We start from the raw sequence: 25,211 nt of genomic DNA on the forward strand, positions 1-25,211 counted from the left end.
GCCCGCCAACGGAGTCCCCATGCCGCTCGCGCAACTGCTTAGCCCCAGCCAACTACAGGCCCGCCTGAACCAGTCGAGACTGGTGATCCTCGATTGCCGCTTCGCCCTCGACAACCCCGGTTATGGCGCACGCAGTTACGGCGAGGGGCATATCCCCGGCGCGCAGTTCGCCGATCTGGAACGCGATCTCTCCGGTCCGATACTCAAGGGCGTGACCGGGCGCCACCCGCTGCCGGAAGCGTCACAGCTGCTTGAACGCCTGCGTGCCTGGGGCATCAGTCAGGACAATGACGTGGTGCTGTACGACGACGGCCCCGGCGCCTTTGCCGCACGCGCCTGGTGGCTACTGGCCTGGCTGGGCAAGCGCGACGGCGTGTACCTCCTCGATGGCGGGCTGAAAGCCTGGAAAAACGCCGGCCTGCCCCTCGACAGCAACGTATCGAGCCTGCCGCGTGGCGACTTCAGCGGCCAACCGGACAATCGCCTGCTGCTGGATGCCCGGCAACTGCAGCAGCGTCTCGGCAACAGCGAACTGACCCTGCTCGACGCTCGCGCCCTGCCGCGTTTTCGTGGCGAGGTGGAGCCGTTGGACCCGGTCGCCGGGCATATCCCCGGCGCGCAGTGCGCGGTGTTCACCGACAACCTCGGCAGTGACGGGCGCTTCCTGCCGGCCGCCCAGCTGCAGCAGCGCTTCGCCGCCCTGCTCGGCGACAAGCCGGTGGAGGCACTGGTGGCCTACTGCGGTTCGGGGGTGACGGCCTGCCACAACCTGTTCGCCCTGAGCCTGGCCGGCTACCCGCTGGCGCCGCTGTATGCCGGTTCCTGGAGCGAGTGGATCACTGATCCGACGCGTCCGGTGGCCACCGGCGATTAAAGAGTCGGCTATGTAGGAGCGAGCACTTACTGGTTGCGCAGGCGCTTGGGCGTTAGGCCCAGGTAGCGGCGCATGGCCGTGGTCAGCGCGCTCTGGCTGGAGAACCCGCACTCCTCGGCAATCCGTACCAGCGGCAGCGGGCTCTCGCGCAGCAGGCGGGCAGCGCGGTCGAGGCGGGTCTTGAGCAGGTACTGGTGCGGCGTCAGACCAAGGCTGTCCTTGAACTGCGCATGGAAATGGCTCGGGCTGAGGCAGGCCACCTGGGCCAGCTCGATCACCGTGATGCGCCGCGCCAGGTGTTCGGCGATGTAGCGGTCGAGCCGCTCGACATCCAAGGCGCCTGCCGGCGCAGCGGCCTGCTTGCCGAACAGACGCAGGTGCAGGGCGCGTAGCAGTACGCCGCCGAGGGCACGGGCCAGATGCGGGTCGCTGCCATAACGGGCCAGCTCGGCACCGGCATAGCTCAGCAGGTTCTGGAAGTCGGCATCCAGCGCCGGGTAGCGCGGGCTTTCGAACAGTTGGGCCAGCAGCTGCAGGTCTTCCGCCGGGGTGTCCCGCTCATCGAGGTCGAGGATCAGCATGCGGTTCTCGCCCATGCCAGCGAACTGGTGCTCGGCATCGCCCGGCACCAGGCAGGCGCGCATGCGACAAACCTCGCCGCCACGGCCATTGACCTCGAATTCCGCGCGCCCGGAGAGCGACATCACCAGTTGGTGATAGTCGTGGGCATGTTCATGGGCCTGGTTGTCCAGACACAGCAGACGGGCGTTGAGCATTCTCTTCACCGACAAAGAGCAAAAGCGTACTTTATCGGGTTGCACCTAGTTGCAACAAGACATGAGCAGTGGTTGCGACGAATGGAGGCTGGCCAGCATCTTGCTTCGCCCTGAGCATTATTCTGCCCAGCTGGACAACTCTCATGCTCGAACTCGGTATCTATTGCCTGCAACGCTGCGGCCCCATGCGCGCCTTGCTGTTACTGGGGCTGGCACTGTTCAGCACCCTACTGGCGCTGCTCGACCAGAGCACCGCAGCCGTCTGCCTGCTGCTCATCCTGTTTTACCTGGGCAGCGCGCAAAGCCTCAGCTGGCGGCGTCAGCAGCAGGAACAACAGCACCTGCTGCAACAGCTGGCGCAGCTGTTTGGCGGGCAAGCCGAGCGCAGCCACCTGCTGGTCAAATGCGACGATGAACAGCGCGGTGCCGAGCGCCTGCGCAGCGAAGTGCAGTTCGCCGCCCAGTCGCTGGAACAGATGGCCGAACAGACCGAGCAACAGGGAGAGGCACAGAGCCTGCGGGTCAACATGATTGCCACCGCCAGCGAGGAAATCAGCCAGACCCTGCTACATATCGGCGACCTGGCCGAACAGGCACTGCAAGCCTTCGAGCGCATGCACCAAATGAGTGATAGCGGCCGCCAGGACGCCCAATCAGTGGGCAACGAGATGCAAAGCATCCAGCTCAGCCTGGGTCGCACTGCCGCGGCGGTGCGCCAGTTGCTGCAACACAGCGCCGCCGTCGAGCAGTCCGTGCAGCTGATTCAGGCACTGGCCAAGCAGACACAACTGCTCGCCCTCAACGCATCCATCGAAGCCGCTCGGGCCGGTGAGCAGGGCCGTGGTTTCGCCGTGGTCGCCGAGGAAGTGCGCAACCTGGCGCAATCCACCTCGGCCGCAGCCGTGGAGATCACCGGCGCAGTCGGCGCCATCGGCCAGGCCGTGCAGCATGTGCAACTGGAAGTCGACGAACACCAGCAGCTGCTCGCCAACGGCTGCCAGCAGAGCCTGGCACTGGCCAACCGGCTGCAGGAGCAAGCCGACTTCAGCACGCAGAACCTGCAGAGTTTCGGGGTAATGCGCCAGGCTCTCAGCGAACACACCCAGGCCAACCAGTCACTCAACCAGCAGTTGCACGAGATCGGTGCAGCGCTCAGCCAACAGAGCACACAAAACCGCGAGCTGCATGACCTAACCCACTACCTGACGCGCCTGACCCAGGGAGCCAAACCATGAGCCTGACCACCCTGGCCCTGACCGGCACCCTCGCCACCCTGCTGGCGCTGATACTGCTCCAACAATCCATCGCCCGCCGCCACACCCGGCAACGCCAGCAAGCCCTGCAGCAAGCGCTGGTACACAGCCTGGAACTGCTGCAGCGCCTGCAGAAACATCGCGGCCTCGGCGGCCAGAACAGCAACGATGCGCGCAACCAGTGCCGCAACCTGGCCCTGGAACTGGATGGCCTGTGGCGCAGCCTACCCGGCGCCGCTGGCGAACTGGTCGAGCTGCAGCCGGCCTGGCGGGCTCTGCAGCAGCAAACGGGCGACTTCGACGGCCACTGCCGCCTGATCGAGCGCCTGCTGACCCTGATCCAGCTGTTCGAACTGCGCCTGAGCGGCCCGCTGCAGAGCGATCTCGGCATCGCCCGCAGCTGCCGTGAGCTGGAAGAACTGGCGCGCCTGCGCGGCCTAGCCGTGCGTGGCGCCAGCGCCGAGCGCTGCCCATTGCCCCTGCAAGTGCAACTGCGCTACCTGAGCCTGCGCCTGCAGTCACGCGCCAGCCGCAATACGGCCCTAGCCCGGGCGCTGGACAGCCTGCGGCGGCAATTGATCGATCCGCCACGGGTCGCCATAGCGCCGGCGGAATGCTTCAGCCTGCTGACCCCACTGATCGACGAGCAGCTCGGCCAGTTGCGCCAGCGCCTGGCCTGAACGTCCCAATAGCCCCACCGATAAGGCTATGCTGTGCGGGCTTTCGATCGACAGGAGTCCACCATGAGCACCGCCTACCGCCTGCTGCTACCCGCCACCGTCATCCTCCTCGCGGCCTGCACCCATCAGCCGCAGACGAGCCTCAGCGTGCAGGAAAAACAGCTGGGTAACTGTCCGGTGGAACTGAGCAGCGGCCAGACCCTGGTGATATCCCTGCCCAGCAACCCGACCACCGGTTTCCGCTGGGTAGTGGCCGATGCCGCGCCGGGCGTGCTGCGCAGCCTCGGCCCGGAGGTATACACCACCCCGGAAGACGCCGGCCTGGTCGGCAGTGCTGGCCAGTCGACCTGGCGCTACCAGGCGCAACAGAGCGGCAACGGGCGCCTGCTGATGCACTACCAGCGGCCCTGGGAAGTCGACGTGGCACCGGCCAAGACCATCGACTGCCAGATCGCGGTGGACTGACGCCATTGGCCAGGCTCTCTGGCGTGTAGCGCCCTGCTCTGGCGCACCCCAGCAGCAATAATGGGGAAAACAAGAGAGCCTCCCACCATGCGCCCATTGCTTTGCCTGCTTGCCCTCGGCGGCGTCCTGCTGTTTCTCCTCGGCCTGCACCTCGAACTCAAGTGGCTATGCCTGCTGAGCAAACCCTTGCCGGTGATCGCCCTACTGCTGTGGCTGCGCACGACAGCCGCCTCGGCGTACCGACGCTGGATCAGCATCGGCCTGCTGTTCTCCCTGCTCGGTGATGTACTGCTGGAATGGCCAGCCGACCTGTTCGTCTTCGGCCTGGGGGCATTCCTGATCGCTCACCTGGTCTACCTGGTTGCCTACCTCGGCGATAGCAGGCGCCTGGTACCGCTGGCCCTGCTATTGGCGTTCGCGGTAGCCGGCAGCATGTTCATCCTGCTTGCCAACTCCGGCCTGGGTGACCTGCTGATTCCGGTGGCATTCTACAGCCTGGCCATCGGCTGCATGCTCTGGCGCGCCCTCGCCCGCCTGGGCAGCCGCAACATCGCAACGGGCTCGGCGTGGCTGGCAGCCGGGGGCGCGCTGTTGTTCGTGCTGTCGGACAGCCTGATTGGCATCAATCGCTTTGTTGCCCCGTTCGATGGCGCCCGCTACGCCATCATCCTCAGCTACTGGCTGGGCCAGTTGGGCATTGCCGCATCGGTAATTGCGCTGCACTCCGGCACGCCTCAGTCAGCCGATGCATCCTCGCTGGCTGCCAGCACGCACTCGTAGATGCCCAAGTACGGTCTGTTTAACGCCAGAACACACCCAGCCGTCGCCAACACCTACCATTTGTCTAGTTACTGAGACGGCAGGGATCCAGCAAATCGTCTATAGAGAGAAGGCAGGACTTATCAGGAGAGGAAAATGCGCGGCACTACATGGGTCATCGTGCTGTTCCCATTGGTATGTTTGTCGGGCTGCAGCAGTCTGCTGCCCAGCGAGCGCGCCGAGGTGCTTTCCCCCTTCAATGACTATCTCGATGCGGAGATCCGCTACGCCCAGGCGCAACCGGGCACAACCACCCGCTCGGAGCTGTTCTCACTAGGCTTCGACCCGCTGGCCCAGGGCAACGGCAAGATGCTCTCATTCATCGACCTGCGCCTGATGTTCGTGCAACCCAACGTGCCTATCAGCTATCTGCCCGACGGCCTGATCCAGTGCCTGGAAGCCAAGGACCGCTGCATCGGCTACGCCTTCGACTTCAACAAGACCGATACCCAGCGGGTCGGCAACTTCTGGGCCGACGTCCTCAACTTCCGCAAGAGGCGTGAGCTGCAGGGCTGGGCCTTCCGTGCCGTGTTCGTGCTGGTCGACGACACCCTGGTACACAAGGTCAGCAACGGCGAGCCGAACATTCGCCGCTATGAGGTCAAACGCAACCCGCTGGGCCCGCTGCAAGGCGCGGGTGAGTTCTTTTCCGACCAGTTGAAGTGATGGTGGTTGGGCCTGGGCCGGCACTTGGCTAAAATGCCGGCCTTTTCGCCAGAACCACCGGAATCGCCGTGACCACCCAGCCCGACCGCCTCTTCGCCCAGCCGCACTCCGAGTTGCAGGACTTCGCCTTCAACGAGGACGTGGTGCGCGTGTTCCCGGACATGATCAAGCGCTCGGTGCCCGGCTATCCGACCATTGTCGAGAACATCGGCGTGCTGGCCGCGCAGTTCGCCCAGCCCAACTCGCTGCTGTACGACCTGGGCAGCTCACTCGGCGCGGTGACCCAGGCCCTGCGCCGGCATGTGCGCACTGAAGGCTGCCGGGTGATCGCGGTGGACAACTCGCACGCCATGGTCGAGCGCTGCCGCGAGTACCTGCACGCCCAGGACTCGATGTTCCAGGAGCTGCTGCCGGTGGATGTGCAGGAAGGCGACATCCTCGCCCTGGACTTTGCCCCAGCGTCCCTGGTGGCACTGAACTTCACCCTGCAGTTCATCGAGCCCGAGCAACGCCTGCCACTGCTCACACGCATCCGCCAGGCCCTGCTGCCGGGTGGCGCCCTGATCCTCTCGGAGAAGCTGCGCTTCGAGGATGAGCAGCAGCATGCCCTGCTCAGCGACCTGCACATCGCCTTCAAGCGCGCCAACGGCTACAGCGAACTGGAAATCGCCCAGAAGCGCAGCGCCCTGGAAAACGTGATGAAGCCGGACAGCCTGGAGCAGCACCGCGAGCGCCTGCTCGCCGCCGGCTTCAGCCAGGTGGTGCCGTGGTTCCAGTGCCTCAACTTCGCCTCGCTGGTGGCTCTGCCATGATTGCCGCCCTCGACCTCGACACCTTGCAACAGACCCTGGCCGGCAGCCCGCTGCAAGACTGGGCCGCCGACCTGCCGGCACAGATCGACGCCAAGCTGGCGGTCGGCCACGGCGACCTACAACGCTGGTACGCCGCCGTGCAGAGCCTGCCGGCCTTGCCGGTCGAACGCCAGGAACTGCGCGATCGGCTGCTGCTCGACGGCCCCTGCGATGAAGCCACTCGCGCCCAGCTGCTCGGCGCCCTGCAGGGCCTGATCCCCTGGCGCAAGGGGCCGTTCGACCTGTTCGGCGTGCACATCGATACCGAATGGCGTTCGGACTGGAAATGGTCGCGGGTCGCCCCGCATCTGGATCTGAAGAACAAGCGCGTGCTGGATGTCGGCTGCGGCAACGGTTACTACCTGTGGCGCATGCTCGGTGCCGGCGCCGCCAGCGTGGTCGGTGTCGACCCCAACTGGCTATTCCTCAACCAGTTCCTCGCCGTCAAACGCTACCTGCCGGACCTGCCGGCCTGGCATCTGCCGCTGGCCCTGGAAGAACTGCCGGCCAAGCTGGAAGGTTTCGACACGGTGTTTTCCATGGGCGTGCTCTACCACCGCCGCTCGCCCATCGATCATCTGCTTGAGCTCAAAGACTGCCTGCGCAAGGGCGGTGAACTGGTGCTGGAGACCCTGGTGGTGGAAGGCGATGCCCAGCAGGTGCTGGTGCCGGAAGACCGCTACGCGATGATGCGCAACGTCTGGTTCCTGCCCTCGGTGCCGGCCCTGGAGCTGTGGCTGCGGCGCGCCGGTTTCGTCGATGTGCAGTGCGTGGACGTGTCGGTGACCAGCATCGAGGAACAGCGCGCTACCGACTGGATGCGCTTCCAGTCGCTGCCGGACTTCCTCGACCCGGCCGACCACGGCCGCACCCTCGAAGGCCTGCCAGCCCCGACCCGCGCCGTACTGGTGGCGCGCAAGCCCTGATTTAGGGGTTTACCTCAAAGCTCGGCGCCACCTATGAAGAGCCCCGCTGCGGGGTTCAGACCAGCTCGATGCGGTCGTCGTGAATGACGATCAGGCCCTGCTTGAACAGCCCACCGATGGCTCTCTTGAAGTTGCCCTTACTCACCCCGAACGCCTGGGTGATGGCTGCAGGCTCGCTCTTGTCACTCAGTGCCAGGCTGCCACCCTGCTCGCGCAAGCGCGTGAGAATCTGCTCAGCGAGACTGCCGGTCGCCTCCTGGCCAACCGGCTGCAGGCTCAGGCTGATCTTGCCGTCGGCGCGCAGCTCCTTGATGTAGCCCTTCTCCTGCATGCCATTGCGCAGGAACTTGAATACTTCATTCTTGTGGATCAGGCCCCAGTGCTGGTTGTTGATGATGGCCTTGAAGCCCATGTCGGTCTTCTCCACCACCAGCAGATCCACTGCATCGCCGACCTTGTAGCGCGGCGGCGTGTTGTCCAGGTAGCGATCCAAGCGGGCGGTGGCGGTGATGCGCTTGCTGCGTTTGTCGAGGTAGACATGCACCACGCAATAGTCGCCGACCTGCAGCGGGCGCTTCTCCTCCGAGTGCGGCAGCAACAGGTCCTTGGGCAGGCCCCAGTCGAGGAACAGGCCAACACTGTTGATCTCCGCCACTTTCAGGCTGGCGAAGCCGCCGACCTGAGCCTTGGGCTTTTCGGTGGTGGCAATCAGACGGTCCTCACTGTCCAGGTAGACGAACACGTTGAGCCAGTCGCCGATCTCGCTCGGCTCGCCCTTGGGTACGTAACGGTTGGGCAGCAGGATCTCGCCGTCGGCACCGCCGTCCAGATAGAGGCCGAAGTCGGTCTGCTTGACCACCTGAAGAGAGTTGTAGCGCCCGATCAGAGCCATGTTCATCACCTTGTCTGCAAGGTCGGCATTCTACCCGTTGCCACCTGCGCGCGCTGCACCTCGGGGCAAAAGGCGCACGGAAGGCACTAACCGATCATCGCCACGCACGACCATTCCTCGCCCTGAGCCCTTGGTTGCACATTCGCCACTGGCGGTTAGCACAGGCATGTTTCAGAATCATGGCAGGTCGCAACTTCGGCTCGCCGAACTTGTCCTAGCTGTACGGATTCCCGCTGTCCGATCTTGGAGTTCCTTTGCGTCCTTTTGGCCACTGGCTGCCCTACCCTGCCGCGTCGCTCACTGCCCTCGGCCTGCTGTTCATCCTGCTGCCCATTGCCAGTCGCTACTGGCTGGGCTGGTCGGATCTGGCCGGCTATATCTCGGACGTGGGCATTGGCAGCCTGCTCCTGCTGCTCAGTTATCGCCGCCCGCTGCTGGCCCTGCCGCTGATGCTGAGCTGGGGCCTGATGCTGCTCGGCAGCGCCGAACTGGTAAGCGCCGTTGGCCGCATGCCGGAGCCTGGCGATCTCAAATACCTTTCCGATCCGCAATTCGTCAGCCGCTCGACCCAGGGCAGCGGCATCAGCTATCCGCTGCTGGCCATCGCCCTGATCGCGGCTGCACTGGCCTGCCTGCTCACCGGGCGTAAACGCTGGCCAGCCCTGCCACGCTACAGCGCCGTGCTGCCAGCGGTACTGCTGCTGGGCCATGCGGCCGACCAATACCTCAATCCGAGCGAAGTGGACCAGTGGAAGCAGTTCAACCTGCCGCACAAGCTGCTGGCGGAAAGCATCAACAAAGCCCAGCTGGGTATCGAGGACTGGCTCGCCGGCGATAAGGCCAACAGCCCGCCGGATATCGCCGGCCTGGCCCGCCTCGACCTCAGCGGTACACCGCTGCTGGACGGCGCCGGCAAGGCCCGCAACGTGCTGATCATCACCCTGGAAGGCATCCCCGGCGCCTATATCGCGGCCAACCGCGCGGCGATCAACAGCAGCTATACGGAAGACCTGATGCCGCGCCTGAGCCAGTGGGCCGAGCGCAGCATGAACACACCGGACTACGTGCTGCACAGCCACCAGACCATTCGTGGCCTGTACGCCATGCTCTGCGGCGACTACAGCAAGCTCGACTCGGGCACGCCCAAAGGCGTCGAGCTACTGAACAACCCGGCGCGCAGCGAACAGTGCCTGCCGGCGCAGATGCGCTCCCAGGGCTTCAGCACTCACTTCCTGCAGGGCGCCGGGCTGCGCTTCATGGCCAAGGACCAGATCATGCCGCAGATGGGCTTCCAGCAGACCCATGGCCGCGAATGGTTCCGCAACAAGCCCTACCTGGAATTCCCCTGGGGCATGGATGACAAGGCTTATTTCGAAGGGGCGCTGAAGTACGTCGGCCAGCTGCGTCAGAAGAAGCAGCCCTGGATGCTTACCCTGCTCACCGTTGGCACCCACCAGCCCTACTCCGCCCCGCAGGAGTACCTGAGCCGTTACCCGACCGCCAAGCAGGCCGCCATCGGCTACCTGGACGACGCCGTCGCCGACTTCCTCGAAGGTCTGGAAAAACAGGGCGTACTCAAGAACACCCTGGTCATCGTCACCTCCGACGAATCCCACGGCCTGGAGAAGGTGCGCCTGGCCTCGGCCTGGGGCTTCAATCTGGTGCTGGCACCCGACCAGGCCGCCCTGCCCAAAACCAAACCGGGCGTCTATGGCCATGTCGACCTGACCGCCTCGGTACTCGACTACTTCGCCCTGCCGGTGCCGGACAACATCGCCGGGCGCTCACTGTTTCGCAGCTACAGCACGCCGCGCGAGATCATGTCCTACACCAACGGCATGCTGCGCCAGCATGACGGCAAGGTGTTCACCGAGTGCAACTTCCAGCAGGTCTGTCGGCGCTATGCCAGCAGCGGCTTCATTGCCGACAGCGCCGAGTACCTGGGCCGGGTCAGCGGCAAGCAGGCGCGCCTGGTCAGCCAGCGCGCCGCCCTGCTCGACCAGTCGATCAGCGGTGGGCAGATCGGCCAGCGCTATCAGTTCGCCAACCGCGAGCGCATCGACCTCAAGGCGGAGTCACGCGACGACTGGGCCGACAACCTGATCGGCGCGCAATACCTGGAAATGCCCGAAGGCACGCGCACCCGCGTGACCCTGAAGATCGAGGCCGTGCGCCTCGACCGCAACGGCGCCAACCTGCGCCTGAAAACCAAGGAATTCGACCGCGATGTGCAACTGGCCATTCCCGAGCTGCCGGCCCTGCAGCGCGGCAAGTCGGTCGTGTTGAGCTTCGACTTCGACAACCCAAAAACGCGCAAGGCGTTCTCCTTCCACCTGCTCGGCGAAGGCCGCGGCGCCATCCGTATCAGCGACTTCAGCGTGGTCACCGAACCATTGCCGCCGGAGCTGATCGCCGTGCAGGCCCCGGAAGATAGCGTGGAAAACCTGGCGCACTAAGCGCCATGGCACCATCACTAGCCCTCAAGGCGGGGGGCTTCACGCTGGTTTGAATCTTCTGCCCACCCCTAACGCAGCATCTGCATCCGGCGCCTATGCTCTAGGCAAAACAGCCTGTCGGAGACTGCCATGCTGCGTATTGCCCTGAATGGATATGGGCGTATTGGTCGCGCCCTGGTTCGTGCACTGTTCGAGCGCGGACTGGAAAACCAGCTGCACGTCGAAGCGATCAACGAACTCGGCGACTTCAAGACCCTTGCCCACCTGACCCGCTTCGATTCCACCTTCGGCCGCTTCAACGGCCATGTCGGCCTGCACGACGACATCTTGCAGGTGCACGGCCAGTCGATCCGCCTGCTCGGCGAAAAGGACATCACCCATCTGCCCTGGAAGCAGCTGGCCGTGGATGTGGTGGTGGACTGCACCGGGCGCCTGAAAAAGCGCGTGCTGGCCGAACAGCATCTGGCCGCCGGCGCCCCGCGGGTACTGCTCTCGCACCCGCTGGATACGGCCGACCTGACCGTAGTCTACGGCGTCAACCACCACCTGCTGGGCAACCAGCAGATCGTCTCCAACGCCTCCTGCACCACCAACTGCCTGGCGCCACTGGCCCAGGTGCTGCACACCGCGGTGGGCATCCGCCAGGGCCTGATGACCACGGTGCATGCCTACACCAATGACCAGAACCTGCTGGACAAGACCCACAACGATCTCTACCGCGCCCGCGCCGCGGCCCTGTCGATGATTCCCACCAGCACCGGCGCGGCCAAGGCGATCGGCCTGGTCATCCCGGAACTGGCCGGGCGCCTGGACGGCCTGGCGATTCGCGTGCCGACCGCCAACGTGTCGCTGCTCGACCTAACCTTCAACAGCCAGCACCCGACCAGCCGCGAGGCGATCAACGACACCCTGAGCAAAGCCGCCCGGCAATTCCCGCTCGGGGTGATGGAATGCAACGACCTGCCGCTGGTGTCCTGCGACTTCAATGGCTACCCGGTGTCCTGCGTGGTCGACCTCAATCACACCCGCGTGCAGGGCCATGACCTGGTCAAGGTGCTGGCCTGGTACGACAACGAATGGGCGTTCGCCAACCGTCTGCTGGATGTGCTGCTGGCCTGGCTCAAGCCGCAGGGGCCAAGCGTGTAGCACCCTGCGCCTTTACTCAACCTGCAGATAGCACAGCGTGGTGCGCCGCGAGCCATTGGCGCGGCGTTCGGGATCGGCGAAGGTGCGCACCTCGACGAAACCGGCCTTGCGCATCATCCCCGCCGAGCCGGGATTCTCCTCGTGGCGTTCGATGTAGATGTCATGCACGCCCTGCGTCACCAGCTGGCTCACCGCCTCCCCCAGCAGGCGCGAACCCAGGCCCTGGCCAGCCAGGTCACGATGCACCACCGCCTCGCCGATGTAGCCCTGGGGCAGATCACGCCGCTGTGCCGGCTGGTAATCGCGGCAGTTGCTGCTGTGCAGGAAAGTGACGAAACCGACCAGCTCACCCGCTTGCTCAGCCACCACGGCCTGCACACTGCCCTCGACTATGCCGTGCAGATGTCCCAGCACCGCCTCCTGTGGCAGGTAGTTCCAGGGGTTGGCGCCATGCTCGAAGATAAAGGCGGCTAGCGCTGGCACATCCGCAGGCCGTGCCAGCCTACTGGCAGGATTCACAGGCCAGCCCGGCGCAGATGGTCCGGCAAGGCGACACCCTGCTCGGCGCAGGCGGCGACGCAGTCGATCAGCGGCGCCAGTTCGAAGCCCTCGGCCTGCAGCCAGCTGGCAGCGTAGTAGCTGGTGGCGTAGCGCTCACCGCCATCACAGAGAATCGCCACCAGCGAGCCCTGTTCGCCGGCTGCACGCATCTGCTGCGCGGCCAGCAGCGCGCCGATCAGGTTGGTGCCACTGGAAGCGCCAACCCTGCGCCCCAGGCGCTGCGCCAGGTAACGCATGGCCGCCAGCGACAGGGCGTCAGGCACCTTGCACATGGCATCGATCACCTGTGGCAGGAATGACGGCTCGACCCGCGGCCGGCCGATGCCCTCGATGCGCGAGCCGCAGTCCAGGGTCAGGCTGCGGTCACCGCTGACGTAGCTGTCGAAGAACACCGAACGTTCGGCATCGGCGCACAGCACCCGGGTGGCGAGCTGGCGGTAGCGCACGTAGCGCCCGAGGGTCGCCAAGGTGCCGCCCGTGCCGGGGCTGGAGACCAGCCAGTTGGGCTCGGGGAAACGCTCGTGACGCATCTGCTGGAAGATCGACTCGGCGATATTGTTGTTGGCGCGCCAATCGGTGGCGCGCTCGGCGTAAGTGAACTGATCCATGAAGTGACCGCCGTGCTCGGCAGCCAGACGCACGGACTCGGCGTGGATCTGCGTCGGGTCGGCGACCAGATGGGTCTGGCCACCGTAGAAGGCGATCTGCGCCAGCTTCTCGCGGGCCGTGCTAGCCGGCACCACGGCGATAAAAGGCAGGCCGAGCAGACGGGCGAAGTAGGCCTCGGAGATCGCCGTGGAGCCGCTGGACGCCTCGATCACCGGCGCGCCCGGCTTGAGCCAGCCGTTGCACAGGGCATAGAGAAACAGCGAACGGGCCAGGCGATGCTTGAGGCTGCCGGTGGGGTGGCTGGATTCATCCTTGAAGTACAGTTCGATACCGGGAAAACCCGGCAGATCGAGGGGGATCAGGTGGGTGTCGGCGCTGCGCTGGAAGTCCGCCTCGATGATGCGTACGGCTTCACGGGTCCACTGACGGCTATCGCTCATGACTGTTCCTCAATCGAGAATCCCGGCTGGCGGCGGCACACTGCTGCGCCACTGGCTCAGCGCCACGCCGACGAACACCAGCGCCGCGGCCAGGTATTGCAGCGGACTCAGACTCTCACCCAGCAACAGCGCGGCGAAGATCAGGGTGAACACCGGGATCAGGTTGGTAAACCCGGATGCCTGGCTGGCCGGCAGGCTGCTCACTCCATAGTTATAGAGGCCATAGGCGCCCACCGTAACCACCAGGCCGAGGTACACCACCGAGCCGACGCCGAGGACGCTGAACTGACTGGGCAATGGCTCGGTCGCCAGCGCCAGCGGCAGGAAGAACAGCGAGCCGATAAAGGCCTGCATGGCGGTGAGGATGAACGGCGAGTAGCGCTGCGAGAGAAATTTCAGCAGCAGCGTGTAGCCCATGGCGCAGAGCATGGCGAGGAATTCGTAGAAGTTGCCCAGCAGCGGCGCCGGCGCACTGCTGCTGGCCTCGCCGGCCAGGCTCAGCCACACCGCGCCGACCACTGCCAGGAGAAAGCCGGCCAGGGTGGTGCGGGTGATACGTTCGCGCAGGAACACATAGGCGCCCATGGCCACCAGCAGCGGCAACAGCGCGGTGATCATCCCGGCCTGGGCAGCGCTGGTGTTCTGCAACGCCAGGGCTTCGAAGATGAAGTACAGGCAGGGCTCACAGGCCGTCAGGGCGAGCAGGTACTTCCAGTCGCCGGCGCGATAATCGAGCCGTCCACGCCAGCGCCAGGCCAGCAGGAACACCAGGCTGCCGAGGGCCATGCGGCCGAAGATCACCCACATCGGTGGCAGTTCGCTGAAGGCGAACTTGAGGGCGATGAACGAACTGCCCCACAGGGCCATCGCCACCACCAGACACGCCATTGCCACCCACCGTCCCTGCCGGCTCATCGTCCACCTCCGCCAAAGAGGCAAGTGTAGAGCGCCCGTGCAACTCGCCAACAGGCACAGCGGGGCAGCAAAACTGTTTAGAACCTGTTCAATGTCTGCTGCGCCTCGGCCATGCTACGTTGAAATCGGGCTCAGAATGCTCATTTACAACACGTAAACTGCGCTTCTTCGCCCGATTTCTCCTTGCCTGACTCTAGCTCGCGAGACTTTGAACAGGTTCTTACTGCTGCCAGGGTTTGCCGCGGGTCTTCTGTGCCAGCGGCAACTGGTGCAACACCGCGGCCTTGGCCAACATGTAGGCGCTGACCGGCGCGCTGATGAACAGGAACAGGCTGATCAGCAGCTCGTGGGAGCTCAGGGTCTGCTCACCGACGCTGAAGAAGATCAGCGAGGCCAGCACCAGGCCGCCCACCCCCAGGGTGGTGGCCTTGGTCGGGCCGTGCAGGCGCATGAAGAAGTCCGGCAGACGGTACAGGCCGATGGCGCCGATCAGCACGAAGGCGCTGCCGAGCAGCAACAACAGCGAGACGAGGATTTCCAGCCACAGGCTCATTCGATGATATCTCCGCGCAACATGTACTTGGCCAACGCCACGGTGCTGACAAAACCGAGCACGGCGATCAACAGCGCCACCTCGAAGAACAGCTCGCTGCCCTGCCAGATGCCGTAGAGGATGATCAGGGCGATGGCGTTGATGTACAGGGTGTCCAGCGCCAGTACCCGGTCCGGCAGGCTCGGGCCTTTGACCAGACGCGCCGCCGCCAGCAGCAGGGCCAGGCCGAGCATGGCCAGGCACAGCGGGATCACGTAGGCGAGCATGGGAATATCTCCTTGAGCGGCGCCTCGTAGCGCTGCTTGATCTCGTCGATCATGGCTTGCGGGTCCGGCACATCGAGGCCGTGGACCAGCAGGGTGCGCTTATTCAGGCTGAGGTCGGCGGCCAGCGAGCCGGGGGTCAGCGACACCACGCTGACCAGCACGCTGATGGCCAGTTCGTTATCCAACTCGATCGGCACCTCGACAAAGCCGGGACGCAGGGTCTTCATCCGGCCCAGGGTCAGGCGCGCGACATGGAAGTTGGCGACCAGGATGTCGCCCACCACCATCAGCAGGAAACGCAAAAATTTCAAAGGCTTCCAGCCCTTGGGATGCTCGATCAGCAGGCGCTTGAACAGCAGTGGAATGACGATCGCCAGTACGCTGCCGAGCAACCACTGGCCAAAGGCGAAGGTGTCCACCAGCAGCATCCAGGTCAGCAACAGCAGCAGGCTATGCGCCGGGTGCGGCAACCAGCGGCTCATGGCGCGCCCTCCGCGAGAATGGCCCGGTACTGGGCGATGTCATGCAGCTGGGCGGCGGCAGCCTTGGTGTAGTCGATCAGCGGCGCGGCCAGCGCGACCAGAAGCAGGCTGCAGGCCAGCAGCAACAGGGTCACGAGCAGGCGCCCGCGATCCAGCTCGGCGCTGTCCAGGGTACTGCGTCCGACCCGCCAGAACAGCGTGCTGCCGGCACGGCTGAGCGCCACCAGAATGCACAAGCCCGCCCCCAGCAACACGCTCCACAAGACCAGCGCCGGGCCACCGGGCGGCACCGCCTGGAGCAACAGCAGCTTGGCGAAGAAACCGGACAAGGGCGGCAGACCGACCACTGCAATCGCGCCGAAGAAGAACAGCGCGCCGAGCAGCATCGGATGTTCCAGCGCGGGGCCCTGCACCAGCTCGCCGGCCTGGTCGCCGCGCTGGCGAGCCAGCAGGTCGGCCAGCAGGAACAGGCCGCCAGCGACCCAGGTGCTGTGCAGCAGGTAATACAGCGCTGCCGCCTGCGCTTCGGCCGTACCGAGGGCGATCACCGCCAGCAGCGTGCCGGCGGATACCACCACCAGGTAGGCCAGCAGACTTTGCAGGGTACGCGCCGCCAGTGCGCCGCACGCACCCAGCAGCACGGTCGCCAGCGCCAGCGGCCACAGCCAGGCCTGAGCCAGATTGGCCAGCAGGCCGGCGCCTTCACCGAAAATCTGCGTGTACACGCGCAGGATGGCGTAGATGCCGACCTTGGTCATGATCGCGAACAGCGCCGCCACTGGCGCCCCGGCCACCGCATAGGCGCGTGGCAACCAGAAGTACAGCGGCAGCAGCGCCGCCTTGAGGGCGAACACCAGCAGCAGGAGCAGCCCTGCCGCCGCCAGCAGCGGCGCCGTATCGGCCGTCGCGGCAGCCACCTGCACGGACAGGTCAGCCATGTTCAGGGTGCCGGTCAGGCCATACAGCGTACCAACCGCGATCAGGAACAGCGCCGAACCACACAGGTTGAGCACCACGTAATGCAGCCCTGCCCTCACCCGCTGCGCGCCGCCGCCATGCAGGAGCAAGGCGTAGGAGGCGATCAGCAGGATTTCGAAAAACACGAACAGGTTGAACAGGTCGCCCGTCAGGAACGCGCCGTTGACCCCGAGCAGTTGGAACTGGAACAGCGCATGAAAGCGCGGCCCGGCGCGGTCATCGCCGCGCACCGCATAAAGCACCGCGGCGCTGGCCAGCACCGCCGTGGCCAACAGCATCAGCGCGGCCAGACGATCGAGCACCAGCACGATGCCGAACGGCGCACGCCAGTCGCCCAACGCATAGACCTGCAAGGGGCCGCTATCGGCCTGAACCAGCAGGGCCAAGCTCAACGGCAACAGAGCCAGGGTGGCGAGCACCGACAGGCCGCGCTTGAGCCGCTCGTGGGACGGCAGCACCAGCAGCACACCGCCACAAAACAGCGGCAGCAGGATGGGCAGGATCAGCCAATGACTCACGGCGCCGTCTCCTCATCCTGCTGCCCGTCGACATGGTCATTACCCAGGTCGGCAACGCCACGCAGGGCCAGCACCACCAGGAACGCGGTCATGGCGAAGCCGATGACGATGGCGGTGAGCACCAGCGCCTGCGGTACCGGATCGGCCGGAACCCCGCCCTGCCCCAGCACCGCCGGCGAGCCGCTCAGACGGCCCATGGCGAACAGGAACAGGTTGACCGCGTAGGACAACAGCGTCAGCCCCAGCACCACGGCAAAGGTGCGCGCGCGCAGCAACAGGTACACGCCGCTGGCGGTGAGCAGGCCCAGGGTCACGGCAAACAGCGCCTCCATCAGTGAATCTCCTCGCTGGCAGGCGGGGCCAGGCTGACCCGCCCCAGGTTGACCAGGATCAGCAGCGTGGCGCCCACCACCGTGAAAAACACGCCGAGATCGAACAGCATGGCCGTGGCCAGTTCGAACTCGCCCACCAGCGGCAGCTCGAAGTGGCCGAACGCCGTAGTCAGGAATGGCCGGCCGAAGGCCCAGCTGCCCAGCCCGGTGAGCCCGGCGAGCAACACACCGACGCCAGCCATGCGCTGGTAGTTCAGCGGCAGACGCTCCTCGACCCAGGCCACACCATTGGCAATGAATTGCAGGATCAGCGCCACCGCGGTGATCAACCCGGCGATGAAACCGCCACCCGGCAGGTTGTGCCCACGCAGGAAGATGAACACCGAGATCAGAATCGCCAGCGGCAACAGCAGGCGCGACAGGGTCTTGAGGATCAGCGGGTACTTGGCCCAGGCCCAGCGCCGCCCCTGCGGGTCGCAGGTCGGATTGCGCAGATGCAGGCCGTTGAGCATGGCGACGATGCCCACCGCGGCAATCGCCAGCACGGTGATCTCGCCCAGGGTATCGAAGCCGCGGAAGTCGACCAGGATCACGTTGACCACGTTGGTGCCACCGCCACCACTGACGCTATTGGCCAGGAAGAACTCGGCGATCCCGGCATAGGGCCGGGTCAGCACGCCGTAGGCCAGCAAGGCCACCATCACCCCGCAGCCGCCGGCCAGGATGAAGTCGCGCAGACCGCGCAGGCTGGAGCTTTCCTCCGGCGTGCGCGACGGCAGGTAATACAGTGCCAGCACCAGCAGCACCAGGGTTACCACCTCGACCACCAGCTGGGTCAGCGCCAGGTCCGGGGCGGAAAAACGGGCGAAGGCCAACGCCACCAGCATGCCGCCAACACCGAGGATCAGCAGTGCGACCAAACGCTGGCGATGGAAGATCGCGGTCAGCACGCCACTCACCGCCAGCAGCACCAGGCCCAGCGCGGTGATGCCATCCAGCGGCGTCAGCGCGCGTGTACCGCCCAGTTGCATCAGGGGCGCCAGAGCGACGCCGCTCACTACCAGGGCGCTGCCCAGCAGCAGCGCCAGGTAGCGCTGCTGCGAGCCATTTTCCAGCAAACCGGTCAGCCAACGGGCGAAGGCCGTGACCCGCTGCACCTGCTGCTCGAAAACCAGCTTGGCGTCCACTTCCGGCAGTCCGGCATACCAGCGGAACAACGGCTGGCGACAGACATACACGAGAATGCCACCGACCGTTGCCACAGCACTCATCAGCAGCGGCAGGTTGAAGCCATGCCAGACCGCCAGGTCATAGGCCGGCAACGTGCCGCCCAGGCTGGCCTGCGCCGCCACCGCCAGCAGCGGTGCCACGGTGTAGCCAGGCAACATGCCCACCAGCAGGCAGAGGAACACCAGGATCTCAACCGGCACCTTCATGTAACGCGGCGGCTCGTGGGGCGGGAACTTGGGCAGGTTGACCGGTTCGCCATTGAAGAACACGTCGTGCACGAAACGCAGCGAATAGGCCACCGAGAACACCCCGGCCAGCACCGCCGCTGCCGGGATCACCCAATTGAAGCTGCCCAGCTGGGCCTGCTGCAACGCCTCGCCGAAGAACATCTCCTTGCTCAGGAAACCGTTGAGCAGCGGCACCCCGGCCATCGCCGAGGACGCCACCATAGCCAGCACCGCGGTGTGCGGCAGGTACTTCCACATGCCGTTGATGCGGCGCATGTCGCGGCTGCCGGTCTCATGGTCGATGATCCCCGCCGCCATGAACAACGAAGCCTTGAAGGTCGCGTGGTTGATAATGTGGAACACCGCAGCGACGTTGGAAAGCGGCGAGTCGAGGCCGAACAGCAGGGTGATCAGGCCCAGGTGGCTGATGGTCGAGTACGCCAGCAAACCCTTGAGGTCGTGCTGGAACAGCGCCATGAATGCGCCCAGCAACAAGGTCGCCAAGCCAGCGAGGCTGACCAGGTAGAACCACAGGTCCGAGCCGGACAGCGCTGGATACAGCCGTGCGAGGAGGAATACCCCGGCCTTGACCATGGTCGCCGAGTGCAGATAGGCCGACACCGGCGTCGGCGCCGCCATCGCGTGCGGCAGCCAGAAGTGGAAGGGAAACTGCGCCGACTTGGTGAAGGCACCCAGCAGCACCAGCACCAGCGCCACGGGATAAAGGGCGTGGGCGCGGATCAGATCGCCGCTGGCGAGCACCGCGCTCAGCTCGAAGCTGCCGACCATGTGGCCGATCAGCAGGATACCGGCAAGCAAGGCCAAGCCACCGCCACCGGTCACCGCCAGGGCCATGCGCGCGCCCTTGCGGGCGTCGCTGCGCGCGCCCCAGAAGCCGATCAGGAGGAACGACGACAGGCTGGTCAGCTCCCAGAAGGTCAGCATCAGCAGCAGGTTTTCCGACAGCACCACGCCGAGCATGGCGCCCATGAACAGCAGCAGGTAACTGAAGAAGCGGCCGATCGGCTCGCGCTCGGAGAGGTAGTAGCGGGCGTAGAGGATCACCAGCAGGCCGATACCGAGGATCAGCAGGGCAAACAGCAAGGCCAGGCCATCCAGGCGCAGCGACAGATTGAAACCCAGCTGCGGCAGCCAGGGCTGGCTCACCAGCAGCACCTCGCCGGCGAATACCTGCGGAGTCAGCCACAGCAGCCAACCCAGGGCGAGCAGCGGTGCCAGGGCAGTGGCCAGGCTGCAGGCCAGACGGCCATGGCGCTCGAACAGGACGGGAAGCAAGGCGCCGAGAAACGGCAATCCGACGATGAGCAACAGCTCCATTGACTCTCCCCACAGCAGGCCTGCAGCGGCCCGCCGGGTGCCGGCGATGCCTGCGCAGAACCAATCGTCCTGAACGCCTCTGCGCCTTCAGCGCAAAACTAGTCGCCGATTATCCATAACCACAGGGGGCAAGTCATGGACGAATTATTACCAAAATTTATCCAACCACTAGAAGCTGATAGAGCCACTAGTGAAACGGCCCGGCAAATACCGGGCCATCTGGCTATCAGTGAGCGACGCGGCTGGTGCCGTCGACGGTCATGATGCGTACACGCTCACCGACGCGGAAAATCTCGTTCTCCTGCACTTGCTGCACGTAGGCGCGCAGGGTGCCGTCGTCTTCGCGCACGGTGATTTCCACGCCCTGGGTACGGGTCAGACCTTCCTCGGTCATGGAGCCGAGGAAACCACCCGCCAGGGCACCAATCACCGCCGCCACCGCAGCACCGCGACCGTCGCCGATGCCGCTTGCAGCCACACCACCGATGATCGCGCCGGCCCCTGTGCCGATGGGCGACTTGGTCCCCTCAATCTTCACCGGGCGCAGCATTTCGATAGTCCCCAGGCGAACCGTCTGCACCTTGCGCGCCTCGTCACGGCTGTAGCTATCGCCGCTCAGGTTGGAAACGCAACCACCGAGGGTCAGCGCCAGGGCAGCAAAAGCTGCAGTCAACAGCATGGATTTACGCATTTGGTTCTCTCCGTGTAAGACAGTGAACATTAGACCGCGCCCATTGCGCCCTGTCACCGCTGCTCCACTGTGAATTTAGAAGAGAACCGCGACAACAGGCCCGATTCCCGGCGCCACACGCTTTCGTTAGGGTAAGACCAGCAATAGCACAGGATCAGCCATGGATTATTTCATCGTCATCATTACCAGCGCCGCCGGCCTGTATTTTCACTGGTGGCTGTATGTGCGCATCAAGCGCTGGATGGACCGTGACCTGGCACTCTCACTGGCCAACGGCGATCCGGCCAAGCGCGCCTATATGCTCGAACGCCTGGCCGAAGCCAAGACCGCTGGCATCAAACGCCGTGATCTGCCGGCCTGGCTGCAACAAGCCGCCGAGTCCTACCGCGCCGCCTGAGCCAGACGCCACAGGCGAGCCAGGTCGACACTGCGCGCTTCTAGCTCGACAGCAGCGCTGGCGCAGGCCTGCTCCAGGCTGACTGGACCCGGCGTGAGGCTAAATGCCGCGGCAATACCGGCGCCATACAGCGCCTGGTAGTCCACCCCCAGGCTCCCCGCCAGGGCGATCACCGGCACCCCGGCAGCCTGGGCGATGCGGGCGACGCCGACCGGCGTCTTGCCATGCAGGCTCTGCGCATCCAGCCGCCCTTCTCCGGTAATCAGCAGGTCGGCTCCTTGCAGCGCTTGCGCCAGGCCGGACAGCTCGGCCACCAGTTCGATGCCGGGACGAAATCTCGCATGCAGGAACGCCTTGCAAGCAAAGCCCAGGCCGCCAGCCGCACCGACTCCGGGAAAGTCGCGGTGATCCTCCCCCAGGACGGCGGCGACACACTGCGCGTAGTGCGCCAGTGCGCTATCCAGTTGCTCGACCTGCGTCGGGCTGGCGCCCTTTTGCGGGCCGAATACAAAGGAGGCACCGCGCGGCCCGCACAGCGGGTTGTCGACATCGGCCGCGACCTCGACCCGCACCTGCTGCAAGCGTGGGTCCAATCCACTGATGTCCAGTCGTTCCAGCCCGGCCAACGCCGCGCCGCCGGGGGCCAGCTCGACGCCGTGACAATCGAGCAAGCGCACGCCCAGCGCCTGCAGCAGGCCGGCACCGCCATCGTTGCTGGCACTGCCGCCCAGGCCGAGAATGATCCGTGTGGCACCCGCTTCCAGCGCCTCGCGGATCAGTTCGCCGGTGCCGAAAGTGCTGCTAAGAGTGGCATCCCGCTCGGCGGGCGCGACCCAGTGCAGGCCACTGCCGGCGGCCATTTCGAGCACCGCCGTGGCGTTGCCCAGCCAGCCCCAATGCGCGCGCACCGGCGTGCCGAGCGGACCACGCACCTGGCACTCGCGACGTTCGCCACCGACTGCGGCGAGCAGCGCATCGACCGTGCCCTCGCCGCCATCGGCCATGGGTAGCAGGACAATCTCAGCCTGCGGAAACACCTGCCGCCAGCCGCGGCCAATGGCCTCGGCCACCGCGGCGGCGCAGAGACTCTCCTTGAAGGAGTCGGGAGCGATAACGATCTTCATGGCAGCAGGCGCTGACCGCGCGTCAGGGCGCCAGGCGCTCGCGCTGCCAGGCGTCATTCAGCAGGCGATAGTTGAGACGGTCGTGCAGGCGACTGGCGCGCCCCTGCCAGAACTCGATGCGCTCGGGCAGCAGGCGATAGCCGCCCCAGTGCGGCGGGCAATGCGGGGCGCTGTCGAGAAAGCGTCGCTCGGTTTCCGCGAGCAGGCCTTCCAGCTCGGCACGATCGGCGATCACCCGGCTCTGCGGCGAAGCCCAGGCCCCCAGGCGACTGCCCAGCGGGCGCACCTGGAAGTAGGCATCCGATTCCTCGGCACTGACCTTTTCCACCCGCCCCTCGATGCGCACCTGGCGCTCCAGGCTGGGCCAGAAGAAGGTCATGGCGGCAAAGGGGCGAGCCGCCAGCTGCTCGCCCTTGGCACTGTCGTAGTTGCTGAAGAAGGTGAAACCGTGCTCGTCCAGGCCCTTGAGCAGCAGCACCCGGCAATGCGGACGGCCATCGCCATCGACCGTGGCCAGGGTCATGGCATTCGGTTCAACCGGCAGTTGCTCGGTTTTCACCGCATCGGCAAACCACTGACGAAACAGGCTGAATGGCTCAGCCGGCGCCTGCGCTTCACTGAGGCCATCACGCGTGTAGTCGCGGCGCATATCGGCCAGGGACTGGGCCATAGGACTCTCCTTGGAATGATGGCTCAGTTTATTCCACGGCAACCTTCGGACCTTGATCTGCGACAGTCTTGCTCGGTGCGGCCGGCTGGTTGTACTTGGCCAGCAGCGCCACCAGGGTTTTCTGCGGAGTCAGGACAATTTCCACACGGCGGTTCAGGGCACGGCCTTCGTTGCTGTCGTTGGCGGCGCGCGGCATGTTCGAACCCACGCCCTTGAGCAACAGGCGATCACGCTGCAGGCCGCTGAGACGGAAGATCGAAGCGACGGCTTTGGCGCGGTCCTCGCTGAGCTTGCGGTTGTCTTCGACCTGGCCCTTGCTGTCGGCGTGACCAAGGATCAGCACCGCCGTGCGCGGGTCTTTCTCGAGGATCTTGGCTACCCGGGTGAAAGGACCGAGCACCGCCGGCATCAGCATGCTCGGGCGATCCGGGTTGAACGAACTGTCCACCGGGGCCGTAACCACCAGTACGTTCTGTTGGCGCTCCAGCTGCATCTTGCTGCCTTTCAGCGCTTCGCGCAGGCGCGGCTCGTACTCGTCCAGCCAGGCATCGGTGAGCTGGTGATCGACCTTGGGTACTGCCTTGGCTTCGGCTTTTGGCTTGCTCTTCTGCGCGCTGCCAAAGGACCACCAGTTGCTGTCGGCAGAAGCGGATTCATTCGCCTTGTCGGCAGAACCAGCACAGGCAGCGAGACTGAAGCAGAACAGTAGGGCCAGGGAATTTTTATGCATTTCGACCTTCCATAAAACAGGGTTCAAAGACACTGATCCAGCACACGCGCCAACTTCTGCGCACGCGGATCCATCAATACATAGGGGCCAAGGCTGTTGGTGACGAAACCAAAGGCAACTTCGCGCTGCGGGTCGGCAAAACCCACCGAGCCGCCTGCGCCCGGATGGCCAAACGCCTTGCGCCCCAGGCCATAGGTGGCGTTGGCCACATCTGGCTGATCGAGCATGCAACCCAAACCAAAACGGGTTTGGGTGAGCAAAGTCTTATCTTCGCCACAGGCATGCTCGCGGGTCATTTCATTCAGCTGTTCGGCTTCGAGCAGACGCCCATCGAGCAGGCCCGCATAGAAGCCGGCCAGCGCCCGGGCATTGCCGTGGCCATTGGCCGCCGGCTGCTGCATGCGCCGCCACTCCGGTTTGTTGGTGCTGGTGAGGATAGACGGCGGGTTGGCGAACGCGCGCGTACTCATGGCCGCCGGTTCGCTCATCATGCAACGCAGCAGGCGCTGCGCGGCGGCATCGCCCATGTCGCCCTTCTTGCGGGCGATATGCGCTACGCGCTCGAATTCGCTGTCGGCCAGGCCGACATGAAAGTCCAGACCCAGTGGCTTGGCGATGCGTGCCACGATCGATTCGCCCGGGCCACGTCCATCGATCCGCCGCAGCAGCTCGCCGATCAGCCAACCGTAGGTAATCGCGGCATAGCCGTGGCCCGTACCGGGCGTCCACCAAGGCTGCTCGCTGGCCAGGGCCGTGGTCATCTGCTGCCAGTCATACAGCGCCTCGGCCGGCAGCATCTCGCGCAGGGCCGGCAAACCCGCGGTGTGCGCCAGCAACTGGCGCGGGGTGATGCGTTCCTTGCCTGCGGCGGCAAACTCGGGCCAGTACTGCGCCACCGGCGCATCCAGGTCGAGCTTGCCCTCGCCGACCAGTTGCAGGGCTGCTACGGCGGCAAAGGGTTTGGTGCAGGAAAACAGATTGAGAATGGTGTCGCTGTGCCAGGCCTGCTCGCCGTCCTTGTCAGCCACACCGGCCCACAGGTCGACCACGGTTTCCCCGCCGATCTGCACGCAGAGCGCGGCGCCGCGCTCCTGGACATCACTGAATAGTTCGCCGAACGCCTCTTTCAGCGTTTCGAAACGCAGGTCGAAATAGCCCTGGACTTGCAACCTGATACTCCTCGGTCAACCTGGCCGGCATTGTTCCAGTACCAGGCGCTTCTGTGAATCCTGGCTATTTGCCCAAGACTGACTGTTAGACCAACGGTGCCCCCAGAACCTGTATAGGACTCTAAGAACCTGTTTACGATCTTCTGAATTAGAGCCAGACAAGGCAAAAACGGCGGA

26 protein-coding genes and 1 pseudogene are annotated in these 25,211 nt (G+C 65.1%); 11 read left to right on the forward strand and 16 right to left on the reverse strand.

Annotated elements, in window-relative coordinates; translation table 11 throughout:
- The first annotated feature begins 19 nt into the window (after positions 1–19).
- Positions 20–874 (forward strand): sulfurtransferase, encoded by an 855-nt coding sequence (locus LRS11_RS19130; protein ID WP_260494432.1) that lies wholly within the window; start codon positions 20–22, stop codon positions 872–874.
- Between the two features lie 26 nt (positions 875–900).
- Here the strand turns inward: LRS11_RS19130 and LRS11_RS19135 are convergent, their stop codons facing one another.
- Complete coding sequence (locus LRS11_RS19135; protein ID WP_260494433.1) at positions 901–1,650, reverse strand: AraC family transcriptional regulator; 750 nt, start codon at positions 1,648–1,650, stop codon at positions 901–903.
- A gap of 668 nt (positions 1,651–2,318) precedes the next feature.
- Between LRS11_RS19135 and LRS11_RS22590 the strand changes: the two genes are divergently transcribed.
- From LRS11_RS22590 to cmoB, 7 genes are all read left to right on the forward strand, one after another.
- Positions 2,319–2,885: a methyl-accepting chemotaxis protein gene (locus LRS11_RS22590; RefSeq protein ID WP_409519824.1), complete on the forward strand. Its 567-nt coding sequence runs from the start codon at positions 2,319–2,321 to the stop codon at positions 2,883–2,885.
- On the forward strand, positions 2,882–3,583 hold the full coding sequence (locus LRS11_RS19145) for a hypothetical protein (protein WP_260494435.1): 702 nt from the start codon (positions 2,882–2,884) through the stop codon (positions 3,581–3,583). The genes LRS11_RS22590 and LRS11_RS19145 overlap by 4 nt, the downstream gene beginning before the upstream one ends.
- Before the next feature lie 63 nt (positions 3,584–3,646).
- Positions 3,647–4,048, forward strand: coding sequence for a protease inhibitor I42 family protein (locus tag LRS11_RS19150; RefSeq protein ID WP_260494436.1), 402 nt, complete (start codon positions 3,647–3,649; stop codon positions 4,046–4,048).
- Positions 4,049–4,135: 87 nt separating this feature from the next.
- On the forward strand, positions 4,136–4,828 hold the full coding sequence (locus LRS11_RS19155; protein ID WP_260494437.1) for a lysoplasmalogenase: 693 nt from the start codon (positions 4,136–4,138) through the stop codon (positions 4,826–4,828).
- A gap of 135 nt (positions 4,829–4,963) precedes the next feature.
- Positions 4,964–5,533, forward strand: a complete 570-nt coding sequence (locus LRS11_RS19160) for a hypothetical protein (protein ID WP_260494439.1) — start codon at positions 4,964–4,966, stop codon at positions 5,531–5,533.
- Positions 5,534–5,601: 68 nt separating this feature from the next.
- On the forward strand, positions 5,602–6,345 hold the full coding sequence (gene cmoA, locus LRS11_RS19165) for a carboxy-S-adenosyl-L-methionine synthase CmoA (RefSeq protein ID WP_260494440.1): 744 nt from the start codon (positions 5,602–5,604) through the stop codon (positions 6,343–6,345).
- Entirely contained in the window at positions 6,342–7,310 is a 969-nt protein-coding gene (gene cmoB, locus LRS11_RS19170; RefSeq protein ID WP_260494441.1) for a tRNA 5-methoxyuridine(34)/uridine 5-oxyacetic acid(34) synthase CmoB, read from the forward strand. Before cmoA ends, cmoB begins: the two co-directional genes overlap by 4 nt.
- A gap of 55 nt (positions 7,311–7,365) precedes the next feature.
- On the opposite strand, the gene LRS11_RS19175 is transcribed toward cmoB, so the two are convergent.
- On the reverse strand, positions 7,366–8,202 hold the full coding sequence (locus LRS11_RS19175; RefSeq protein WP_260494442.1) for a S1 RNA-binding domain-containing protein: 837 nt from the start codon (positions 8,200–8,202) through the stop codon (positions 7,366–7,368).
- A 254-nt stretch (positions 8,203–8,456) separates the two neighbouring features.
- Between LRS11_RS19175 and LRS11_RS19180 the strand changes: the two genes are divergently transcribed.
- Together LRS11_RS19180 and gap are read left to right on the forward strand one after the other, a co-directional pair.
- On the forward strand, positions 8,457–10,658 hold the full coding sequence (locus LRS11_RS19180) for an LTA synthase family protein (RefSeq protein WP_260494443.1): 2,202 nt from the start codon (positions 8,457–8,459) through the stop codon (positions 10,656–10,658).
- A gap of 129 nt (positions 10,659–10,787) precedes the next feature.
- A complete protein-coding gene (gap, locus tag LRS11_RS19185) occupies positions 10,788–11,804 on the forward strand; it encodes a type I glyceraldehyde-3-phosphate dehydrogenase (protein WP_260494444.1) in 1,017 nt (338 codons plus the stop codon).
- Between the two features lie 12 nt (positions 11,805–11,816).
- Here gap and LRS11_RS19190 read toward each other — a convergent pair whose 3' ends face one another.
- The 10 genes from LRS11_RS19190 to LRS11_RS19235 form a co-directional block, all read right to left on the reverse strand.
- Positions 11,817–12,287 (reverse strand): GNAT family N-acetyltransferase, encoded by a 471-nt coding sequence (locus LRS11_RS19190; RefSeq protein ID WP_260494445.1) that lies wholly within the window; start codon positions 12,285–12,287, stop codon positions 11,817–11,819.
- Positions 12,288–12,319: 32 nt separating this feature from the next.
- Positions 12,320–13,414, reverse strand: coding sequence for a PLP-dependent cysteine synthase family protein (locus tag LRS11_RS19195; protein ID WP_260494446.1), 1,095 nt, complete (start codon positions 13,412–13,414; stop codon positions 12,320–12,322).
- 9 nt (positions 13,415–13,423) lie between these two features.
- Entirely contained in the window at positions 13,424–14,329 is a 906-nt protein-coding gene (locus LRS11_RS19200; RefSeq protein ID WP_260494447.1) for a DMT family transporter, read from the reverse strand.
- 220 nt (positions 14,330–14,549) lie between these two features.
- The gene (locus LRS11_RS19205) at positions 14,550–14,882 is read right to left on the reverse strand and encodes a Na+/H+ antiporter subunit G (protein WP_260494448.1); all 333 of its coding nucleotides are present in this window, start codon (positions 14,880–14,882) and stop codon (positions 14,550–14,552) included.
- Entirely contained in the window at positions 14,879–15,148 is a 270-nt protein-coding gene (locus tag LRS11_RS19210) for a K+/H+ antiporter subunit F (RefSeq protein WP_182833385.1), read from the reverse strand. Before LRS11_RS19210 ends, LRS11_RS19205 begins: the two co-directional genes overlap by 4 nt.
- Positions 15,133–15,630 (reverse strand): Na+/H+ antiporter subunit E, encoded by a 498-nt coding sequence (locus tag LRS11_RS19215; protein WP_260494449.1) that lies wholly within the window; start codon positions 15,628–15,630, stop codon positions 15,133–15,135. The genes LRS11_RS19210 and LRS11_RS19215 overlap by 16 nt, the downstream gene beginning before the upstream one ends.
- Positions 15,627–17,126, reverse strand: coding sequence for a monovalent cation/H+ antiporter subunit D (locus tag LRS11_RS19220; RefSeq protein ID WP_260494450.1), 1,500 nt, complete (start codon positions 17,124–17,126; stop codon positions 15,627–15,629). The genes LRS11_RS19215 and LRS11_RS19220 overlap by 4 nt, the downstream gene beginning before the upstream one ends.
- Positions 17,123–17,458: a Na+/H+ antiporter subunit C gene (locus LRS11_RS19225; protein ID WP_260494451.1), complete on the reverse strand. Its 336-nt coding sequence runs from the start codon at positions 17,456–17,458 to the stop codon at positions 17,123–17,125. The genes LRS11_RS19220 and LRS11_RS19225 overlap by 4 nt, the downstream gene beginning before the upstream one ends.
- On the reverse strand, positions 17,458–20,253 hold the full coding sequence (locus LRS11_RS19230; RefSeq protein ID WP_260494452.1) for a monovalent cation/H+ antiporter subunit A: 2,796 nt from the start codon (positions 20,251–20,253) through the stop codon (positions 17,458–17,460). Before LRS11_RS19230 ends, LRS11_RS19225 begins: the two co-directional genes overlap by 1 nt.
- 226 nt (positions 20,254–20,479) lie before the next feature.
- Positions 20,480–20,944: a glycine zipper 2TM domain-containing protein gene (locus LRS11_RS19235; RefSeq protein ID WP_260494453.1), complete on the reverse strand. Its 465-nt coding sequence runs from the start codon at positions 20,942–20,944 to the stop codon at positions 20,480–20,482.
- 160 nt (positions 20,945–21,104) lie between these two features.
- Here LRS11_RS19235 and LRS11_RS19240 point away from each other — a divergent pair, with 160 nt between their 5' ends.
- A complete protein-coding gene (locus LRS11_RS19240) occupies positions 21,105–21,341 on the forward strand; it encodes a hypothetical protein (protein WP_260494454.1) in 237 nt (78 codons plus the stop codon).
- Here LRS11_RS19240 and LRS11_RS19245 read toward each other — a convergent pair.
- From LRS11_RS19245 to LRS11_RS19260, 4 genes and pseudogenes are all read right to left on the reverse strand, one after another.
- A complete protein-coding gene (locus LRS11_RS19245; protein WP_260494455.1) occupies positions 21,326–22,465 on the reverse strand; it encodes a glycerate kinase in 1,140 nt (379 codons plus the stop codon). The genes LRS11_RS19240 and LRS11_RS19245 overlap by 16 nt on opposite strands.
- A 22-nt stretch (positions 22,466–22,487) precedes the next feature.
- Positions 22,488–23,135, reverse strand: coding sequence for a pyridoxamine 5'-phosphate oxidase (gene pdxH, locus LRS11_RS19250; RefSeq protein ID WP_260494456.1), 648 nt, complete (start codon positions 23,133–23,135; stop codon positions 22,488–22,490).
- Positions 23,136–23,178: 43 nt separating this feature from the next.
- Positions 23,179–23,865 (reverse strand): annotated as a pseudogene (locus LRS11_RS19255) (OmpA family protein); the annotation flags it as partial.
- Positions 23,866–23,888: 23 nt separating this feature from the next.
- Positions 23,889–25,034 carry a serine hydrolase domain-containing protein gene (locus tag LRS11_RS19260; RefSeq protein ID WP_260494458.1) on the reverse strand — a complete coding sequence of 382 codons (1,146 nt, stop codon included), beginning with the start codon at positions 25,032–25,034 and terminating at the stop codon, positions 23,889–23,891.
- Positions 25,035–25,211 lie beyond the last annotated feature (177 nt).

This window comes from Pseudomonas sp. J452, assembly GCF_024666525.1.
GTDB lineage: Bacteria > Pseudomonadota > Gammaproteobacteria > Pseudomonadales > Pseudomonadaceae > Aquipseudomonas.

Coding starts and splice junctions, on each gene's coding strand:
- LRS11_RS19155 (WP_260494437.1), top strand. CDS start 4,136: ATGCGCCCATTGCTTTGCCTGCTTGCCCTCGGCGGCGTCCTGCTGTTT.
- LRS11_RS19215 (WP_260494449.1), bottom strand. CDS start 15,630: ATGAGCCGCTGGTTGCCGCACCCGGCGCATAGCCTGCTGCTGTTGCTG.
- LRS11_RS19200 (WP_260494447.1), bottom strand. CDS start 14,329: ATGAGCCGGCAGGGACGGTGGGTGGCAATGGCGTGTCTGGTGGTGGCG.
- cmoB (WP_260494441.1), top strand. CDS start 6,342: ATGATTGCCGCCCTCGACCTCGACACCTTGCAACAGACCCTGGCCGGC.
- LRS11_RS19160 (WP_260494439.1), top strand. CDS start 4,964: ATGCGCGGCACTACATGGGTCATCGTGCTGTTCCCATTGGTATGTTTG.
- LRS11_RS19150 (WP_260494436.1), top strand. CDS start 3,647: ATGAGCACCGCCTACCGCCTGCTGCTACCCGCCACCGTCATCCTCCTC.
- LRS11_RS19210 (WP_182833385.1), bottom strand. CDS start 15,148: ATGCTCGCCTACGTGATCCCGCTGTGCCTGGCCATGCTCGGCCTGGCC.
- LRS11_RS19230 (WP_260494452.1), bottom strand. CDS start 20,253: ATGGAGCTGTTGCTCATCGTCGGATTGCCGTTTCTCGGCGCCTTGCTT.
- LRS11_RS19245 (WP_260494455.1), bottom strand. CDS start 22,465: ATGAAGATCGTTATCGCTCCCGACTCCTTCAAGGAGAGTCTCTGCGCC.
- LRS11_RS19205 (WP_260494448.1), bottom strand. CDS start 14,882: ATGAGCCTGTGGCTGGAAATCCTCGTCTCGCTGTTGTTGCTGCTCGGC.
- LRS11_RS22590 (WP_409519824.1), top strand. CDS start 2,319: ATGCAAAGCATCCAGCTCAGCCTGGGTCGCACTGCCGCGGCGGTGCGC.
- LRS11_RS19135 (WP_260494433.1), bottom strand. CDS start 1,650: ATGCTCAACGCCCGTCTGCTGTGTCTGGACAACCAGGCCCATGAACAT.
- LRS11_RS19130 (WP_260494432.1), top strand. CDS start 20: ATGCCGCTCGCGCAACTGCTTAGCCCCAGCCAACTACAGGCCCGCCTG.
- LRS11_RS19225 (WP_260494451.1), bottom strand. CDS start 17,458: ATGGAGGCGCTGTTTGCCGTGACCCTGGGCCTGCTCACCGCCAGCGGC.
- LRS11_RS19240 (WP_260494454.1), top strand. CDS start 21,105: ATGGATTATTTCATCGTCATCATTACCAGCGCCGCCGGCCTGTATTTT.
- LRS11_RS19175 (WP_260494442.1), bottom strand. CDS start 8,202: ATGGCTCTGATCGGGCGCTACAACTCTCTTCAGGTGGTCAAGCAGACC.
- gap (WP_260494444.1), top strand. CDS start 10,788: ATGCTGCGTATTGCCCTGAATGGATATGGGCGTATTGGTCGCGCCCTG.
- LRS11_RS19235 (WP_260494453.1), bottom strand. CDS start 20,944: ATGCGTAAATCCATGCTGTTGACTGCAGCTTTTGCTGCCCTGGCGCTG.
- LRS11_RS19145 (WP_260494435.1), top strand. CDS start 2,882: ATGAGCCTGACCACCCTGGCCCTGACCGGCACCCTCGCCACCCTGCTG.
- LRS11_RS19195 (WP_260494446.1), bottom strand. CDS start 13,414: ATGAGCGATAGCCGTCAGTGGACCCGTGAAGCCGTACGCATCATCGAG.
- pdxH (WP_260494456.1), bottom strand. CDS start 23,135: ATGGCCCAGTCCCTGGCCGATATGCGCCGCGACTACACGCGTGATGGC.